Here is a 16088-nt window from a genome sequence, read left to right as displayed (position 1 = left end):
ACAAGTATGAAGACTCACTGCGGAATTTGCCAGGGTTTACGGATACTAAAAACCCTGTGGGTTTGTGGGGAAAACCCCGGTGCGGAGTCGCTCTGTGGGAAGTGGGTGCAGGACGTAAGATGGCGCGCATGCTCAACCCCGTGCACCTGGTGCTCGGCGAGGACGATTTCCTTGCCGAGCGCGCAACCAAAGCCATCGTCGCCCAGGCCGGCGAGGGCGTGGAGGTGACCACTCTGCGCGCCGGCGACGTCTCTGAAGGAGAGATCGCGATGGCGACCAGCCCGTCACTGTTCGCGGAGGACCGCGTGGTGGTGGTCAAGCACGCCGAGCTCGCCGGCAAGGAACCCACCGAGATCCTCCTGCAGGCCTGCGTGAACCCCGCGCCGGGCATCACGCTGATCATCGAGCACACCGGCGGCGGGCGTCAAAAGGCGATGGTGAAGAAGTTTGCCAAGGTCGCCGAGGTGCACAAGGCCGATCCGCTGAAAGACAATGAGCGCCGCTCCTGGCTCATGGAGGAGTTCCGCAGCCACGGCGTGCGCCCCACCCCGGACGTGGCCGCCGCGGTGCTGGAATCGGTCGGCTCGGACCTTCGCGAGCTCGCCTCCGCCGTCAGCCAACTGGTCAGCGACACTGAGGGCGAGCTCACCGTCGAATCCGTGCGCGCCTACTACGTGGGCGTGGCTGAGGTCGCCGGCTTCGACATCGCGGACCAGGCGGTGGCAGGCCGCGCGGACCGGGCGCTCGCGTCGACGCGCCGCGCGCTGCAGCTGGGCACTAGCCCGGTGTCCATCGCGGCGGCGCTCGCGCGCAAGGTCGGCGACATCGCCAAACTCCACGGCGTGCGCGGCAACCCGGACCAGCTGGCGCGCACCGTCGGCATGCACCCGTACGTGGCGAAAAAGACCATGCAGGTCGCGCGCCAGTGGAGCGGGGACGCGGTCTCGCACGCGGTGATCATCGTCTCCGACCTCGACGCCGAGGTGAAGGGCCAGGGCGGCGACCCGGAGTTCGCCCTCGAAAACGCGGTGCGCCGCATCGCGGAGCTTGCATGATCGCGCCGGGCGATCTCGCGGTCATCGTCGGGTTCAACCTGGTCGGCGCCGCCGCCCCGGGCCCCGACATGGTGCTGCTTATGCGCACGGCCACCCGCTCGCGCAGGCACGCCTGGGCGACCAACCTGGGCATCCACACCGGCGCCGCTTTGTGGTTCACGCTCACCGTCGTGGGCGCGGCGGCGCTTTTGCACGCGGTGCCGCAGGCCGTCGCCGCCATCCAGATACTCGGCGGCGCGGCGCTGATTTGGATGGGCCAGCACAACCTGCGCGGCGGGCTGCGCGACAGGCACGACCCGCCCGCGGACCTGGATGAAGCGGTGCAGCGCTTGGGCTCGGTGCGTGCTGCCTATCGACGGGGCCTTGCCACCAACCTGGCCAACCCCAAAATCGTGGTCGCGCTGACCGCCATGATCGCGCCGCTCTTGCCCGCGAACCCCTCGCTTTCCACCGCGCTGATTGTCATCGCCTCGCTCTGGCTCAGCTCGTTCGCCCTGTTCGGGGCGATCGCGCAGATCACCTCCGCCGAGCGGGTGCGCCGGAGGTTCCTGCGCGCCGGGCCCTACATCGACATTGTCGCGGGCGCGTTTTTCATGGTGGTCGGTGCAGTGCTCATCGCCCGCGGGCTTTTCAGCGTGCTCTAGAGGTAGCGGCGCAAGAACTGCGCAGTCTGGCGCGTCGCGCTCGGCGAGTCGAACCAGGTGTGGCCGCCGCCCTCGACGCGCTCGATGCGCACCGGCGCGGAGCAATCCTCGAAGTCGAAGGTGGTGATGGCACCGGAGCGCGACTGCGACGCCACCATGGAGCAGTCGTTCTTGCGGGCGAAGGTGCGCGCCACGTTCTCCACGGACTCGAAAGGTGCGCCGTGGCGGAAACCGCCGTTGTAGCCCACCACGCCGTCGTTGGTGCCGTGCATGATCATCGTCGGCACCTCGCCGGAGGTGCAGCCCGTGACGGTGGGGGAGTAGAACGCGCCCGCCACCGACGCGACACCGCGCACCGTCTCCGGGGCGTGGCAGGCCAGCGCGGCGACCATGCCGCCGCCGTTGGACAGGCCTACGGCGACGGTGCGGGAGGTGTCGGCGTTGTAGCGCGAAGCGACGTCGTTAAGCACGGCTTTTGTGTACGCGACATCCTCGTCGATGCTGGTGTCCGCGTACGGCGCGCCGCCCCATGCATTATCCACGCCCTGGCCGTAGACCACGATTGCGTTCGGGAACTCGCTTTCCAGGTTGGAGTAGTCGTGCATGTTGCCGGAGGTGTGGTGCCAGCCGCCGAAGCCCAGCACCACCGGGTAGGACTTCTCCGCGTCGAAGCCGCGCGGCAGCACCACGTCGTAGGTGCGGGTGCGCCCGTCCACTGTCAGCGAGTGGGTGTGCTCGCGGCTCGGCGAGACGACGCTCCCGTTTTTCGCCATCGGAATCGCGATTGCGATGCTGGCCAACAAGGCAGCCAGCACCCCGAGCGCACGCACCTGCTCCGGGTCCACGCCCGGGGCGTAGCGGGCCAGCAGCGCCTCAAACTCGGAGGAAGAACTCAACTGCTGCGCCTCGGCCGGCGCGACCGGCAACGACAGAGACAGGGAGGTGGCAAGCGCAGCTGCGAGCGCGCGGCGGGAGTGTTTCACAGCGGGTACATCGATTCTTAGTTCAAGGGGGTTACACACGAAACGCCCCGCGCACCGATTCAACGATGCACGGGGCGAAACACGACGGAACTAGTCCATCTTGTTCAGGGCGCGGGCCATGTTGGACTTCTTGTTCGCTGCGGAGTTGCGGTGGAACACGCCCTTGGTCACAGCCTTGTCCAGCTTGCGGGAAGCCACGCGCAGCTGCGCCTCAGCGGCAGCCTTGTCGCCGGACTCTACAGCCTCGCGGAACTTGCGGATCTCCGTGCGGGTGGCGGAGCGGACGGACTTGTTGCGCATGCGGCGCTTCTCGTTGGTGAGGACGCGCTTCTTCTGCTGCTTGATGTTAGCCATTATGAAATACCTCTTGGTTTCTCAATCGAACATGGATGTCGTCGTCCCAGCCGGGGTATCTTGCGCACCGCTTTGGCTATGAACGCGAACCCAAGGTCCTGCCCGCGTAGCAGTGTGCACCCGAAGGTGGCCGGTAACGGTCAACTTGAGCAGGATAACAGCCCGGCATTACCGGGCCAAACCGTCCTTACAGCCACTGGAAGCGCTCGCGCAGCGTGTTCGCCACCCGCTCGAAGCGGCGCTGCGGCACGGTGGTGCCGCGCCGGTGCACGTCGGCCTCCGGTACCACGAGCGTTTTGTCCAGGCGCACCCAGCACGGATGGCCTGAGGCGTCCCAGTCGCCGGGGCCGATTTCAAACCAGCGGTCATCCTCCGCGTGCTCCTCTTCCGGGGAGATGAGCAGGCCCAAGATGTCGCTGTGCTCGCGGCCCACCACCAGCATGGAGCGCTCTTTCGGCGGGTGCGACGGCACGGTCACCCACACCACCTCGCCGGGTTCGGCGCCGCCGTCCATGTCGGGGGCGTAGTAGACGTTGCGGGGCACCGAGCCGGTGGGGCGCACGTCCACGCGCGAGGCGCGCTTGCGGCGCATCTCAATCTGGTTGGTCACCCGGTCGTGCAGCAGGGCCAGGCCTTGGTCGAGCGATGCCGTGCGGGGTCGCGCGCCTTTGCGCTTAAATCGCTCGAACGCCACGTTGGCACCTCCACATTGCAGTTATCTGCAACCTTAAGCTTTCGTGTCTGCCGGGACAAGGGGTTTCTGCTGTTCTGCTGAAATCCCCCGCAGCGCCCACAGAAGGAGGGCGGTGCACACGACGGTCATCAGCGAGGCGCCCAGCATCTGCTGCCAACCGATCTCCGTCGCGTTCGGGTCCACCATGTCCAGTGCCCCGTAGCCGAAGAAGATCGTGTTGCTCACGGCGTGCAGCGCAATCGACGCCTCGAGCCCGCCCGTGCGCCAGGTCAGCACCGCGGTGCACACGGCGAATATGGCGATGTCGATGAGCCCGACCCAGTTGTAGGCGTGGCCCGCCACAAAGGCGATGCCCGGCAGCAGGTAGGCCAGCCACGCGGGCGCCCGCCACTGCCCGAGGATCTGCGGCAGCGCGCCGCGGAAGAGGAACTCCTCGGCGGCGGACTGCAGCGGCACGGCGATCAGCAGCGCCGCGAGGAGGGTCAGCCGGAACGGGTTGACGGTGGCTTCGGCGTGGGCGCCCCGGAAGGCGTCGATAAGCACTTGCGCCCCGTAGACCGCGCCGACGACTACAAGCGCGCGCCCGAGCACACCCCACCGCATTCCAAGCGCGGTGCTGAACAGCGCCGATGGGCGGCGCCCGGCGATGCGCGCGGCGAGAAACGGCGCCGGCAGGATCGCCGCGATGATCAGCACCTGCACGAGCGGGCTGAGCGGATCCGCTCCGCCCTCGACGAGCATTTCGAAGTCGCGGCCCGACAGCCCCGCGGCCAGCCCGAGGGCGATCACCGACGCAACCGCAAACAGGGCCACGAACGCGACCAGCACCACGAGCTCAATCAGTGCCCGCCACCACGTGGCGGGCCGGTGGCGGGCAACGAGTCCTAAACGGTGGTAAGGCATGGTGCATACCGTAGCGCGGGGTGCGCAAAGTAGGATGTGGCAACTATGGCCGCCAAATCGAAAAACTTTGCAGAGGAAACGTTCACGGACCCCGCCCGGATCCGCAACTTCTGCATCATCGCGCACATCGACCACGGCAAGTCCACGCTGGCAGACCGCATTTTGCAGCTGTCCAACGTCGTCGACGAGCGCGAGATGCGCGACCAGTACCTCGACAACATGGACATCGAGCGTGAACGCGGCATCACCATCAAGGCGCAGAACGTGCGCCTGCCGTGGGTGCCCAAGACCGGCGATCACGTGGGCGAGCAGATGGTGCTGCAGATGATCGACACCCCAGGCCACGTCGACTTCTCCTACGAGGTCGCCCGCAGTTTGGACGCCTGCGAGGGGGCAATCCTGCTTGTCGACGCAGCGCAGGGCATCGAGGCGCAAACCCTGGCCAACCTCTACATGGCCATCGACAACGACCTCGAGATCATCCCGGTGCTGAACAAGATCGACCTGCCGGCGGCGGACCCGGAGAAGTACGCCCTGGAGATCGCCAACATCATCGGCTGCGAGCCGGAGGACGTGCTGCGCGTTTCTGGCAAGACGGGCGAGGGCGTGCCGGAGCTGTTGGACCGCGTGGTGGACCTGATTCCTTCTCCTTCCTCCCCGTCGGGCGCGGCAGCGACCGACGCCGACGCACCGGCCCGCGCGCTGATCTTCGATTCGGTGTACGACACCTACCGCGGCGTGGTCACCTACATCCGCATGATGGACGGCAAGCTCGAGCCGAACCAGAAGGTGCAGATGATGAACACGGGCAAGACGCTGGAGATCCTCGAGATCGGTGTCGTCTCGCCCACCATGAAAAAGACGAAGGGCTTGGGCCCCGGCGAGGTGGGCTACCTCATCACCGGCGTGAAAGACGTGCGCGATACCCGCGTCGGCGACACCGTCACCTGGGCTTCCAAGGGCGCTGAAGAGCCGCTGGAGGGCTTCGAAGACGTCAAGCCGATGGTCTACTCGGGCCTGTTCCCGGTTTCGCAGGAGGACTTCCCCACGCTGCGCGAGAGCTTGGAGAAGCTGCAGCTTAACGACGCTTCGCTGACCTGGGAGCCGGAAACCTCCGTCGCGCTGGGCTTCGGCTTCCGCTGCGGGTTCTTGGGCCTGCTGCACATGGAGATCACGCGTACCCGCCTGGAGCGCGAGTTCGACCTGGACCTGATCTCCACCGCACCGTCCGTGACCTACCGCGTGGTGTCTGAGGACGGCACCGAGCAGATCGTGCACAACCCGTCGGACTGGCCCAGCGGCAAGATCCCCGAGGTCTACGAGCCGATCGTGAACATGACCATCATCGTGCCCCAGGAGTTCGTGGGCTCCACGATGGAGCTGTGCCAGTCCAAGCGCGGCCAGATGAAGAACATGGAGTACCTTTCCGAGGACCGCGTGGAGCTGCGCTACATCATGCCGCTCGGCGAGATCATCTTCGACTTCTTCGACATGCTGAAGTCCCGCACCAAGGGCTACGCCTCGCTCAATTATGAGGAGGCAGGCGAGCAGCTCGCGGACCTGGTCAAGGTGGACATCCTGCTCCAGGGCGAGCCTGTGGACGCCTTCTCCGCCATCGTGCACAAGGATTCGGCGCAGTGGTACGGCAACAAGATGACCAAGAAGCTCAAAGAGCTCATCCCGCGCCAGCAGTTCGAGGTTCCGGTCCAGGCCGCCATCGGCTCGAAGATCATCGCCCGCGAAAACATCCGCGCGCTGCGCAAGGACGTGCTGTCCAAGTGCTACGGCGGCGATATTTCCCGTAAGCGCAAGCTTTTGGAGAAGCAGAAGGCCGGTAAGAAGCGCATGAAGAACATCGGCTCTGTCACCGTGCCGCAGGAAGCGTTCGTGGCTGCGCTGTCCACCGACGGCGAGGAGTAGCGGCCAGCGCCCACCCCACCCGCCGCCGGTGCCACATGTGACAGAACGAATGTCACATTTGGCACTCTTCCCGGGTCGCGCAAGAAGCCGATGGCACATCCGTCACCGGACCCCGAGCTTCTGCTTCAGCACCGCCTCCACCACCTCGACGCACTGACGCATGCTCCTGGAGGCAGTGCGTGGCACCGTCCAGCCGTGCATTATCGATGTCAGATTGATCGACGAGTCCAATTGCCGCTGTTCGTAGGTCCAGTGGTGGCTGCCGTCGTACATGATCCCCAATTTCAGCTCGGGGATGGCGAAGTCGAAGGTGGTGACCACCCTGCCGCCGACTACCAGCGGGTATTGCTCCACCAGCATCAGGTTGTATTTTTCCACCACTGGCTGCAGGAGCAGGCGCAGCTCCGTTTCTTTCGGCGAATCGGCGGTGTCGCGGGAGAGATTGAGTACCTTCGAGAGCCACCGCTTGCTCAGTTGGCCCGCGGCGGCCTGCTGCAGCTCCGGGACCTGCAGCCCCAGGTGGCGCCGGACGCAGTCCACGAGCTGCACCGCCCGGACCACCTCCGCTGCAACGCCCGGGACCGGCTCCGTCTGCCACGAATGTTCGCCGGCTCGAATCTGCTGCAAGGCCTGGATGGTTGCCCGGGCCGGCGTGGCGGTGCGGATAGGCATGCCGCGGTGGGTGAGTGTCCAGGTTTCGGTGTGGGGCGCTCGCAGCCGAGCAACCGCGGGTCGGAAGGTGGAGGCAGGCAGTGTCGCCCGGACGGCCGCCCGTAGCGTCGTGTCCGCCCCTTCCACCAGGTACGGCAGTCGGTACAGCGCCAGCGCCGAGAAGCCGCAGACCACGCTGCCGGGCCGTTCGGAGGCGTGCACCACCGCGCGCACGGCTGCGGCGACGTCGTAGCGTTCCCGGCGCGGGTGGTGTCGCGCGGCCAGTTGCGTTGTCCACTCGTCGTGCCCAAACCGTTCGTGAACGAATAGTCGCTTGCTCACGCGCAGGTAGTACTGCTTGGGTTGCATCTGGTCGGCGCGCAGGATCACCGGGTCGAATTCAATTTCCATGCCGTCGTGCATAGGTATATGACGCTCCGAGCTGCGCCTCGGTTCCTACAATCGCCGTATGCGCGAAATCGAAATCACCCGCGGCGGGTTCACCGTCTTCGCCCGCGTTGTCGGCGACCCCAAGGCCCCGGCGCTGCTGTACCTGCAGGGCGGGCCGGGGTTTCCGGCGCCGCGCCAGCGCTTCGCGTGGATCACCCACGCGCTTGAGCGTGGCTACCAGGTGGTGCTCTTGGACCAGCGCGGCACCGGCCGCTCCACTCGCATCGACGCCGCTACACCTTCGCTTATCGACGCTAAAGTGCTCACGCAGCTGCGCGCCGACGAGATTGTCGCCGACGCCGAAGCGCTTCGCGAGGAGTTGGGGCTGAAACGGTGGGACGTGCTGGGGCAGTCCTTCGGCGGGTTCTGCCTCATGCACTACCTGTCCGCGCACCCGGAGGGTGTGGGTAGGGCGTTGTTTACCGGTGGCGTGCCATCGATAAGCAAGGGGCCCGACGAGGTGTACCGTGCGACCTTTGCCAAGCTGAAGCGCCGCCACCTGCAGTTCAACGAGCAATACCCGGCCGCCGAGGCGATGGTGCGCGAGGTGTGCCGCCACCTGGAGGCGCAGGAGGAGCTGCTGCCGACGGGGGAGCGCCTCAGCGCGCGCCGGCTACGCACTGTGGGTATCGAGCTGGGCCGCGAGGGCGGCTTCGAATCGCTGGCCAGGTTGTTTGAGGCACCGTTCCACCAAAACGGGCGCCTGCGCACCGATTTCCTGGCGGAGGTGGGCGAGCGCGTCAGCTTTGCCAAAGGCCCGCTGTACGCCGCGGTGCACGAGAGCATCTACGGCGGGACGGTGCCGGGTGCGACCAACTGGGCGGCCGAGCGGGTATCGGCCGAGTTGGACGGGTTCAGCCCGCACGCACACCCGGACGATGCGGAGTTCTACCTCACCGGCGAGCACATCTTCCCGTTCCAATTCGATGAGGATCCGGCGCTGCGCCCGTTCGCACAAGTCGCCCACGACCTGGCGGAAAAGGACGACTGGCCCAACCTGTACGCGGGATTGGGCAGCGACTACGACGCGTACGCGGCGGTGTACACCGACGACATCTTCGTCCCGCGCGAGCTGTCGCTCGAGACCGCCTCGGCGATCGGCGCGCAGGTGTTTGAAACCGACCAGTTCCAGCACGACGGGCTGCGCCGCCACGGCGAAGCGGTGCTAGGCCGCCTGCTGGACATGGCGGGGGTGTAAAGGGGCCTAGAGCTCCGGCAGCTCGTCGCCCACGGAGGGGTAGGACGGCTGCGCGCCGGGCCGGGTGACCGAAAATGCGCCGACGCGGGAGGCGAACGCCGCGGCGTCGGCCATGCTGTCGCCTTCGAGGATGCGGTGGCAAAACGCGCCCGCGAACGAGTCGCCGGCGCCGACGGTGTCCACCGCCTCCACCTTGGGTGAGTCGATGTGGGTCAGCTCCTCGGCGGTGGCGACGAGCGCGCCGGCGGAACCGAGGGTGAGCACCACGGAGGCGAACCCGGCGTCGAGCAGGCGGCGGGCCAACTCTTCCGGGGTGCCGGCGCCGTCGAGGCCGAGCTGCTCCAGGATCAGGCCGGCTTCGTGCTCGTTGGCCATGAGCGGGTCGGCGGCGAGCAGAGACTTACGCGGCACGTCGACGACGGGCGCGAGGTTGACCACCACGCGCCCGCGCGCCAGCTCCACGGCGCGCGCGAAGCCGTCGGCCGGGATCTCGCCCTGCAGCAGCACCAGCTCGGCGGTTTCCACGGCGTCGGCGTGCCTGTCCACGAACTCCGCGCCGACCAGCGCGTTCGCCCCCGGCACCACCAGCACGGTGTTCTCGCCGTTGGCGGCGACGGTGATCACGGCCAGGCCGGTGACGTCCTCGACCTCTTCGACGTGGCGCATGTCAACCCCGGCCTCGCGCAGGATTGCGGTGGCGGGGTCGGCGTTGGCGTCGTTGCCGGTCGCGCCGACCATGACCACCGGGGTGCCCAGCTTCGCCGCGGCGACGGCCTGGTTCGCACCCTTGCCGCCGGCGGTGATGCCGCCGCCGGAGCCCAGCAGGGTCTCACCTGGGGTGGGGTGGCGCTCGACGTTGACGGTCAGGTCGGCATTGATGGATCCGACGACGCACATACTCATGGCCGTCAATCTACAGCACAGCGTCGAGCAGCTCGCGCGTGTACGGGTGCTGCGGCGCCGCCCAGATCTCCTCGGTCGCGCCGTGCTCGACGATGCGCCCGTGCCGCATCACCGCCACGGTGGGGCACAGCTCGCGCGCGACCCTCAGGTCGTGGGTGACAAAAACGAGCGTGTGCTTGCCGACGGTATCGCGCAGCAGATCCAGCACATGGTCCTGGATGGTGGCGTCGAGGGCGGAGACGGGCTCGTCGGCAAGCAAAATGCTCGGGCGCGGTGCCGCGGCGCGCGCGATCGAGATGCGCTGGCGCTGCCCGCCGGAAAACTGCCGCGGTGTACGGTCGCCGGTGCCCTCCAGCCCCACGCGCGCGAGCACGTCGTCGGCGCGCGCGGTATCGACGCCTGCCTCGCGTATCGACGTCCTCACGGCCATCCGCGGATCCAGCGACGAGTACGGGTCCTGGAAGACCATCTGCACGTCGCCCGCAACGTTGACGGTGCCGGCGGTCGGCTCGCGCAGGCCCGCGATGAGGTGCAAAAGCGACGTCTTGCCGGAGCCGGACCCGCCCACGATGGCGAGGCGCTCGCCGGCGCGCACGGTCAGGGTGACGTCGTCGACGGCCAGGGTGTGCCCGCGCCGCAGCGAGACGCCGTCGAGTGCGACCACCGGTTCCCCGAGCGCGACGGGCTCGGCGGGCGGGCCGGGCACCGCAGCGGCGGCAAGCGCCTTGGCGTAGTCCGAGTCCGGCGCCATCATGCGCCCGCCCTTGAACACGAGCACACGGTCGGTCATGCGGCGCACCACGGCGAGGTCGTGGGAGATGAACAGCAGCGCCATGCCGCGTTCGCGCACGAGGCGGTCGAGAAGCTCCAGGATCTCCGCCTGCACGATGGCATCGAGGGCGGTGGTGGGCTCGTCGCAAATCAGCGCGTCCGGGTTTTGCGACAGGGCCAGCGCGACGAGCACGCGCTGGCGCTGCCCGCCGGACAGCTCGTGCGGGTAGGCGCCCGGCCGGTCCACGCCGACTTCGCGCAACAGCTCGCGGGAGACGAGTTTGCCGATCTTCTTCAGCGGATCCAGCGCCGTCATCGGCTCCTGGAACACCATCGCGACTTTCCTGCCGCGCACGCGCCGGCGCACGCGGTCCGGGGTGCCCACCATCTCGGTGCCGTCGACGGTGATGGAGCCCTCCGCCGGCAGGTCGGTCAAACCCATGATGGACAGTGCGGTGACGGACTTGCCGGAGCCGGACTCGCCGATGATGCCCACGCGCTCGCCCGGCGCGACGGAAAAGGTGATGTCGTCGAGGATGCCGGGGATGGATAAGTGTTTAACGTCGATCATCAGCGTGTCCCAGAAGATTGAAGCCCAGCACGGTCAGCGCGATTGCCGCACCCGGCCACAGCGCCAGGTGGGGGGAGGTGGCCAAATACGGCTGGGAGGCCTGCAGCATGCGGCCCCAGGAGGCGTAGGGCGCGGGCGCGCCGAGGCCCAGAAACGACAGGCCGGCCTCCGCCAGGATGGCCAGGGCGACCGCGACGGAGACCTGGGTGAGCACGAGCGGCCAGATGTTCGGCAGCACGTGCCGCCACGCGATCAAAGGCCCGGACACCTTGGCGATGCGCGCGGCCAGGATGTAGTCGTGCTGCATGACTTGCATGGTCCCGGCGCGGGCCACGCGCACGAAGGCGGGGATGCCGGCGATGCCGATGGCCAGCACCACAATCCAGATGGAGGCGCCGAACACGGCGGTGAACACGATGGCCAAAAGCAGCGCGGGGAAGGCCAGCAGCAGGTCCGCGCCGGCCATGACCACGCGCGAGGCAGACCGCCGCATCCCGGCCCAGATCCCCAGCGGCACGCCGACAAGCCCGGACAGCGCGACCGCACCCACGGCCACGGTCAGCGTTAGCCGCGCGCCGTCCATCACGCGCGAGAGAATGTCGCGGCCGAACTGGTCGGTGCCCATCCAGTGCGACGCGGAACTACCTTGCAACCGAGCGGCGACTTCCGTCTGCAGCGGGTCGTACGGCGTCCACACGAGCGACAGCAGCGCCGCGACGGCCACCAGCGCGACGATTACCGCGCCAACTTTGCGCTGCCAGCTCATGCCTGCCTCCGAATCCGCGGGTCCACAACCGTGTAGGTCAGGTCCACGATCAGGTTCACCACCAGGGTGAACGCCACGATGACCATCATCACGGTCTGCACGGTGGCCAGGTCGCGGTTGCCCACAGCGTCGAGAAGCATGGTGCCCAGACCCGGAATCGTGAACACCCGCTCGATCACCACGGCGCCCACCACCAGCGACGCGAGCTGCACGCCGACGACCGTGATCACCGGCAGCGCGGCGTTTCGAAGCGCCGAGGTGAACAGCACATTGCCTATCGACGCACCAAGGGCCCTGCCCGTCCTCACATAATCTTTGCCCATCTCCTCGCGCACCGAGGCTGCGACGTAGCGCGTGAGGATCGAGGCCTGCACGAGCGCGAGCGAGGCCACCGGCAGCACCGCGTGCGCCGGCGTGCCCCAGCCGTTGGCCGGCAGCCAGCCCAGGCGCACCGAAAACAGCGCGACCAGCGCGATGCCGACCAGAAACGACGGCACGATGATGCCCACCTGCGACAGCGCCCCGACGACCGCGCCGTCGGGGGAGTGGGTGCGCCGCGCCAGGTACACGCCCACCGGCACCGCGACGGCGAGCGACACCGCCATCGCCACAAGGGTGAGCGTGAGCGAGACCCCGGCGCGCTCGATCACCGTGTCGGTGATGTCTTTGCCGGAGGACATGGAGATGCCGAAGTCGCCGGTGAGAAGGCCCGAAACCCAGTCGATGTACTGCACCGGCAGCGGCTGGTCCAGCCCGAGGCGCGCCGACAGCTCCGCGACGGCCTCCTCGGTGGCCGAGACCCCCAGCGCCACGCGCGCCGGGTCGCCGGGCACGGCGCGCAGCAGGGTGAAGATGACCACGCTGGCCGCGGCGAGCAGCAGCACGAAGCGCAGGATGTGTTTTGCCAGCGTGCGGATCATTTCTCCACCTCGTTCAGCGGCAGCGAGTCGGTGACCACGTTCGGGTCCAGGCCGGAGACCCCGGGGGCGTAGAGCACGATGTTCGGGGCGTTGGCCAGAGTCAGCGCGGCGGCGTCGTCCATGATCTGCTCGACCGCGCCGGCCATGTCGCCGGCGGCGATGCGCTCGCGCACCACCGCGTTGTCGTAGCCCAGGTAGTAGTCCGGGTTGCCAAAGAGCATGGGCACGTCGCGCGGCTCCACGTGGGCCACCAGCGAGGCCTGGTAGTCGTGGCCCTTTAGCACTTGGTTGAGCCAGACCGCGGGGAATTCGACGGTCTCGAGGCGCACGCGGAAGCCGACGTCTCGAAGCTGCGAGTACAACAGCTCGCTCGCTTCCTGGGCGTAGGGCCGGTTGGGCACGGTGATGGTGATCTCGGGGGTGCGCCCGGCGAGCAGCTCGCGCGCCTTGTCCGGATCGAAGGGGTAGAAGTCGCGGCCCGGGTACCAGGGGTCCGTCGGGGGCACGGGCGCGCCGCCGGTGTCGGTGGCCAGGCCGTTGTAGACCACCTCGTTGACCGCCGCCCGGTCCACCGCGTACGCCACGGCGCGGCGCACGTTCGGGTCGTCGAAAGGCGCGCGGGTGTTGTTCATGGACAGCAGCACCTCGCCGTTGGTGGTGCCCACCTCGACGCGGATGTCCTCGGGCAGCGTGTCGATCAGCTGCGGCGCCTGCATGCCCCACACCACGTCCGCATCGCCCACGCGCAAGGCGTTGACGGCGGAGACCGGGTCGTCGAAGTAGCGGATCAGCCCGTCGCGCGCGACGTCGCCGCCCCAGTAGTCCTCGCGCGCGTCGAACTCGATGGCCTCGCCCACGTCGAAGCGTTTCACGGTGTACGGCCCGGTGCCCAGGGGAGCGGTCGCAAGCTTGTCGACGCCTGCCGGTGTCATCATCGCCCCCGTCAGGGTGCCCATGGACCACAGCCACGCGTCCTCGGCAGCGGTCCCGCCCTCGACGGTCACGCGCAGCGTCCGCTCGTTAACCACCTCGACGCCTGTGACCGGATCCATCTGGGCCTTCAGCCCGTTGGTCCACTCGTTTTGCACGTAGTGGATGGAAAACGCGGCATCGTCCGCAGTAAACGGTTTGCCGTCGGCGAAGGTGACGCCGTCGCGCAGGTGGAAGGTGAACGTGCCGCCATCGCGCTCCACACGTTCGGCGAGGTGGGGCACGGGGGCACCGGAGGCGTCGATACGCACGAGCGTTTCGTAGACATTGCCCACGAGCGCCTGGGGCGCGGCCGCGCCGCCGGTGGTGGTGAAATCCAGCCCGGCCGGTGCGCCGGAGGCGGCCACGACCACGTTGTCGCGCGGCGCGGCATCACCGCAGGCGGCCAGGGGGAGGGCCAAGGCGACGGCGGCCACCAGACTCCTTGCATGCATGTATGAAGAGGTTAGCGGATCTCTGATTCCGCCTGGAACCACAGCGGGGATGAGTGCCCGCGCACGTTGTTCAGACCGAAGGACAGCTTGTCCACGCGGAAGGTGTGCACCGCGGCCTCGAGCACGTCGCCGTTGTGCGTCAACGCTTTGATCTTCACGCGCAGCACCGGGGCGCCTTCGGCGATGCCCAGCTTGCCGGCGACGTCGGCGTCCGCCTGCTCGATGGTGAAGGCGCGGGAGATGTTGTTGAAGTCCGCGCCCGCGCGGATGAGCTCGCGGTGGATGGACTGCTCGGAGGTGTCCACGGATTCGATGACCTCCGAGAGCACCGGCAGAAACGCCATCTGCTCAATCACCATGGGCTCGCCGTCGGCGCTGCGCACGCGGCGGACAACGAAGATCTCGTCGCCGGGGGTGATGCGCATGCACTCTGCCAGCTCCTCGCTGGCGGTGTCCAGGCCGAACTGCTCCATGTCCTCGCTCGGGTCCTTGCCCATGCGGAAGATCCAGGAGGTGTTGGACAGGATCTCCTCGAACGTCTCGGTGCGCGTGTTCGACAGCACCAGGGAGCGGCGGCCGCGGCCGGAGGACAGCAGGCCCTCGGCGCGCAGGGTGGCCACAGCCTGGCGCACTGGCCCGCGGGAGGTGTTGAACTGCTCGCACAGTTCCACCTCGCTGGGCAGCGACTCGCCGGCCGGAATGTGGCCCGCGAAGATCTCATCACGCAGGTAGTCCGCGATCTCCTCGTGCTGCTGCGGGCGGCGGAGTGGGCCGGTAGGCAGTTGCGCCATTGCGGGATCACGTCCTTCTTAGACAACCGGGAATGTAACGTCCCCCGATACTAAACCAGCCGACGAATAACTCCTATTAGTTGGAGGCCTGTCCCGATTAACCCCAGGCTTCGGCGAGGATTTCCATGGACCGGCTCACCTCGTCGTGGCTGCCGGCCTGCAGCGAGATCATCAGCTCGTCGGCCTGGGCAGTCTTGCGGAACGCCTCCAAGTACTCGGCGACCTGCTCGCCGGTGCCCTCGGCGGTGTAGCGCAGCATGTCGATGATCTGGCGGCCCTGGTACGAGTTGACCACGGTGTCCAGCTGGTCGTCGGAAAGCTGCTTGCCCTGGCGCCCCATAAACGCGCGCACGCGGTTGCGGTGCACCACCTTCGTCTGGCGCTTCGCGTCCTCCTCGGTGTCGGCGGCGGTGACGTTGACCGCGGCGATACAGTACGGCTCCGGGTGGCGCTCGGACGGCTGGTAGTTCTCGCGGTAGTAGGAGGTGGCCTGCTCCAGGTGCTGCGGGGCGAAGTGGGAGGCGAACGCGTACGGCAGGCCCAGCTGCGCGGCCAACGAGGCGCCGAACATGGACGAGCCCAGGATGATCAGCGGCACGTTGGTGTTAAAGCCCGGCATGGCGGTCACGCCCGGCAGCGGCGAGGTGTTGGACAGCCACGCCTGCAGCTCCTGGACGTCCTGCGGGAAGTTCTCGGCGGCGCGCGGGTCGCGGCGCAGCGCCCGGCCCAGGGTCTGCTGGTCGGTGCCGGGCGCGCGGCCCAGGCCCAGGTCGATGCGGCCGGGGTAGAGCTCCTCCAGCATGCCGAACTGCTCGGCGATGACGTACGGGGAGTGGTTCGGCAGCATCACGCCGCCCGCACCGAGGCGGATGCGGCTGGTCTTCGCGCCGATGTGGCTGATCAGCACCGCCGGCGACGAGGAGACGATGCTGGACATGTTGTGGTGCTCCGCGTACCAGATGCGCGAATAACCTAAGGCCTCCGCCTGCTGGGCGAAGGCCACGGAGCGCTGCGTCGCCTCGCCGACGGATTCGCCGGGGTAGCGGGTGCAGAAATCGATGAGCGAAAGTGGGGCGTTCATGCGCCCCAC

General features: G+C 67.8%; 16 protein-coding genes. 4 read left to right on the top strand and 12 right to left on the bottom strand.

Translation table 11 applies throughout. From position 1 onward, the window contains the following. Positions 1-119 precede the first annotated feature (119 nt). Together holA and H0193_RS05430 are read left to right on the top strand one after the other, a co-directional pair. Positions 120-1055, top strand: a complete 936-nt coding sequence (gene holA / locus H0193_RS05435; RefSeq protein WP_181888912.1) for a DNA polymerase III subunit delta — start codon at positions 120-122, stop codon at positions 1053-1055. Beyond that, a complete protein-coding gene (locus H0193_RS05430; protein WP_181888911.1) occupies positions 1052-1699 on the top strand; it encodes a LysE family translocator in 648 nt (215 codons plus the stop codon). The genes holA and H0193_RS05430 overlap by 4 nt, the downstream gene beginning before the upstream one ends. On the opposite strand, the gene H0193_RS05425 is transcribed toward H0193_RS05430, so the two are convergent. The 4 genes from H0193_RS05425 to H0193_RS05410 form a co-directional block, all read right to left on the bottom strand. Continuing rightward, a complete protein-coding gene (locus tag H0193_RS05425; protein ID WP_181888910.1) occupies positions 1696-2682 on the bottom strand; it encodes an alpha/beta hydrolase-fold protein in 987 nt (328 codons plus the stop codon). The two genes, H0193_RS05430 and H0193_RS05425, sit on opposite strands and share 4 nt — an antisense overlap. A 90-nt stretch (positions 2683-2772) precedes the next feature. Continuing rightward, positions 2773-3036 carry a 30S ribosomal protein S20 gene (gene rpsT, locus H0193_RS05420; RefSeq protein WP_038612735.1) on the bottom strand — a complete coding sequence of 88 codons (264 nt, stop codon included), beginning with the start codon at positions 3034-3036 and terminating at the stop codon, positions 2773-2775. Between the two features lie 187 nt (positions 3037-3223). Next, positions 3224-3730, bottom strand: coding sequence for a type II toxin-antitoxin system PemK/MazF family toxin (locus tag H0193_RS05415; RefSeq protein WP_239306246.1), 507 nt, complete (start codon positions 3728-3730; stop codon positions 3224-3226). A gap of 33 nt (positions 3731-3763) precedes the next feature. Further along, entirely contained in the window at positions 3764-4633 is an 870-nt protein-coding gene (locus H0193_RS05410) for a CPBP family intramembrane glutamic endopeptidase (RefSeq protein WP_181888909.1), read from the bottom strand. A 45-nt stretch (positions 4634-4678) separates the two neighbouring features. Between H0193_RS05410 and lepA the strand changes: the two genes are divergently transcribed. Next, complete coding sequence (gene lepA, locus H0193_RS05405) at positions 4679-6553, top strand: translation elongation factor 4 (RefSeq protein WP_181888908.1); 1875 nt, start codon at positions 4679-4681, stop codon at positions 6551-6553. 102 nt (positions 6554-6655) lie between these two features. On the opposite strand, the gene H0193_RS05400 is transcribed toward lepA, so the two are convergent. Continuing rightward, on the bottom strand, positions 6656-7615 hold the full coding sequence (locus H0193_RS05400; protein WP_181888907.1) for a hypothetical protein: 960 nt from the start codon (positions 7613-7615) through the stop codon (positions 6656-6658). 58 nt (positions 7616-7673) lie between these two features. Between H0193_RS05400 and H0193_RS05395 the strand changes: the two genes are divergently transcribed. Then, positions 7674-8852 carry an alpha/beta fold hydrolase gene (locus H0193_RS05395; RefSeq protein ID WP_202032094.1) on the top strand — a complete coding sequence of 393 codons (1179 nt, stop codon included), beginning with the start codon at positions 7674-7676 and terminating at the stop codon, positions 8850-8852. Between the two features lie 6 nt (positions 8853-8858). On the opposite strand, the gene H0193_RS05390 is transcribed toward H0193_RS05395, so the two are convergent. The 7 genes from H0193_RS05390 to H0193_RS05360 form a co-directional block, all read right to left on the bottom strand. Next, a complete protein-coding gene (locus H0193_RS05390) occupies positions 8859-9755 on the bottom strand; it encodes a ribokinase (RefSeq protein WP_181888906.1) in 897 nt (298 codons plus the stop codon). Between the two features lie 10 nt (positions 9756-9765). Further along, entirely contained in the window at positions 9766-11097 is a 1332-nt protein-coding gene (locus tag H0193_RS05385; protein ID WP_181888905.1) for an ATP-binding cassette domain-containing protein, read from the bottom strand. Then, positions 11084-11863, bottom strand: coding sequence for an ABC transporter permease (locus H0193_RS05380; protein ID WP_181888904.1), 780 nt, complete (start codon positions 11861-11863; stop codon positions 11084-11086). Before H0193_RS05380 ends, H0193_RS05385 begins: the two co-directional genes overlap by 14 nt. Then, the gene (locus tag H0193_RS05375) at positions 11860-12783 is read right to left on the bottom strand and encodes an ABC transporter permease (RefSeq protein WP_181888903.1); all 924 of its coding nucleotides are present in this window, start codon (positions 12781-12783) and stop codon (positions 11860-11862) included. The genes H0193_RS05380 and H0193_RS05375 overlap by 4 nt, the downstream gene beginning before the upstream one ends. Continuing rightward, positions 12780-14207, bottom strand: a complete 1428-nt coding sequence (locus H0193_RS05370) for an ABC transporter substrate-binding protein (protein ID WP_181888902.1) — start codon at positions 14205-14207, stop codon at positions 12780-12782. Before H0193_RS05370 ends, H0193_RS05375 begins: the two co-directional genes overlap by 4 nt. Before the next feature lie 11 nt (positions 14208-14218). Further along, positions 14219-14998 (bottom strand): GntR family transcriptional regulator, encoded by a 780-nt coding sequence (locus H0193_RS05365; RefSeq protein ID WP_181888901.1) that lies wholly within the window; start codon positions 14996-14998, stop codon positions 14219-14221. A gap of 97 nt (positions 14999-15095) precedes the next feature. After that, positions 15096-16079 (bottom strand): LLM class flavin-dependent oxidoreductase, encoded by a 984-nt coding sequence (locus H0193_RS05360; protein ID WP_181888900.1) that lies wholly within the window; start codon positions 16077-16079, stop codon positions 15096-15098. Between the last annotated feature and the right edge of the window lie 9 nt (positions 16080-16088).

Source organism: Corynebacterium haematomassiliense (genome assembly GCF_013978595.1).
Taxonomy (GTDB): Bacteria; Actinomycetota; Actinomycetes; order Mycobacteriales; family Mycobacteriaceae; genus Corynebacterium; species Corynebacterium lehmanniae.
This window is presented reverse-complemented; position numbering and strand designations above follow the sequence as displayed.

Excerpts from the sequence above, each read along its gene's own strand:
- holA (WP_181888912.1), top strand. The coding sequence starts at position 120 with ATGGCGCGCATGCTCAACCCCGTGCACCTGGTGCTCGGCGAGGACGAT.
- H0193_RS05430 (WP_181888911.1), top strand. The coding sequence starts at position 1,052 with ATGATCGCGCCGGGCGATCTCGCGGTCATCGTCGGGTTCAACCTGGTC.
- rpsT (WP_038612735.1), bottom strand. The coding sequence starts at position 3,036 with ATGGCTAACATCAAGCAGCAGAAGAAGCGCGTCCTCACCAACGAGAAG.
- H0193_RS05410 (WP_181888909.1), bottom strand. The coding sequence starts at position 4,633 with ATGCCTTACCACCGTTTAGGACTCGTTGCCCGCCACCGGCCCGCCACG.
- lepA (WP_181888908.1), top strand. The coding sequence starts at position 4,679 with ATGGCCGCCAAATCGAAAAACTTTGCAGAGGAAACGTTCACGGACCCC.
- H0193_RS05400 (WP_181888907.1), bottom strand. The coding sequence starts at position 7,615 with ATGGAAATTGAATTCGACCCGGTGATCCTGCGCGCCGACCAGATGCAA.
- H0193_RS05395 (WP_202032094.1), top strand. The coding sequence starts at position 7,674 with ATGCGCGAAATCGAAATCACCCGCGGCGGGTTCACCGTCTTCGCCCGC.
- H0193_RS05390 (WP_181888906.1), bottom strand. The coding sequence starts at position 9,755 with ATGAGTATGTGCGTCGTCGGATCCATCAATGCCGACCTGACCGTCAAC.
- H0193_RS05385 (WP_181888905.1), bottom strand. The coding sequence starts at position 11,097 with ATGATCGACGTTAAACACTTATCCATCCCCGGCATCCTCGACGACATC.
- H0193_RS05380 (WP_181888904.1), bottom strand. The coding sequence starts at position 11,863 with ATGAGCTGGCAGCGCAAAGTTGGCGCGGTAATCGTCGCGCTGGTGGCC.
- H0193_RS05375 (WP_181888903.1), bottom strand. The coding sequence starts at position 12,783 with ATGATCCGCACGCTGGCAAAACACATCCTGCGCTTCGTGCTGCTGCTC.
- H0193_RS05370 (WP_181888902.1), bottom strand. The coding sequence starts at position 14,207 with ATGCATGCAAGGAGTCTGGTGGCCGCCGTCGCCTTGGCCCTCCCCCTG.
- H0193_RS05365 (WP_181888901.1), bottom strand. The coding sequence starts at position 14,998 with ATGGCGCAACTGCCTACCGGCCCACTCCGCCGCCCGCAGCAGCACGAG.
- H0193_RS05360 (WP_181888900.1), bottom strand. The coding sequence starts at position 16,079 with ATGAACGCCCCACTTTCGCTCATCGATTTCTGCACCCGCTACCCCGGC.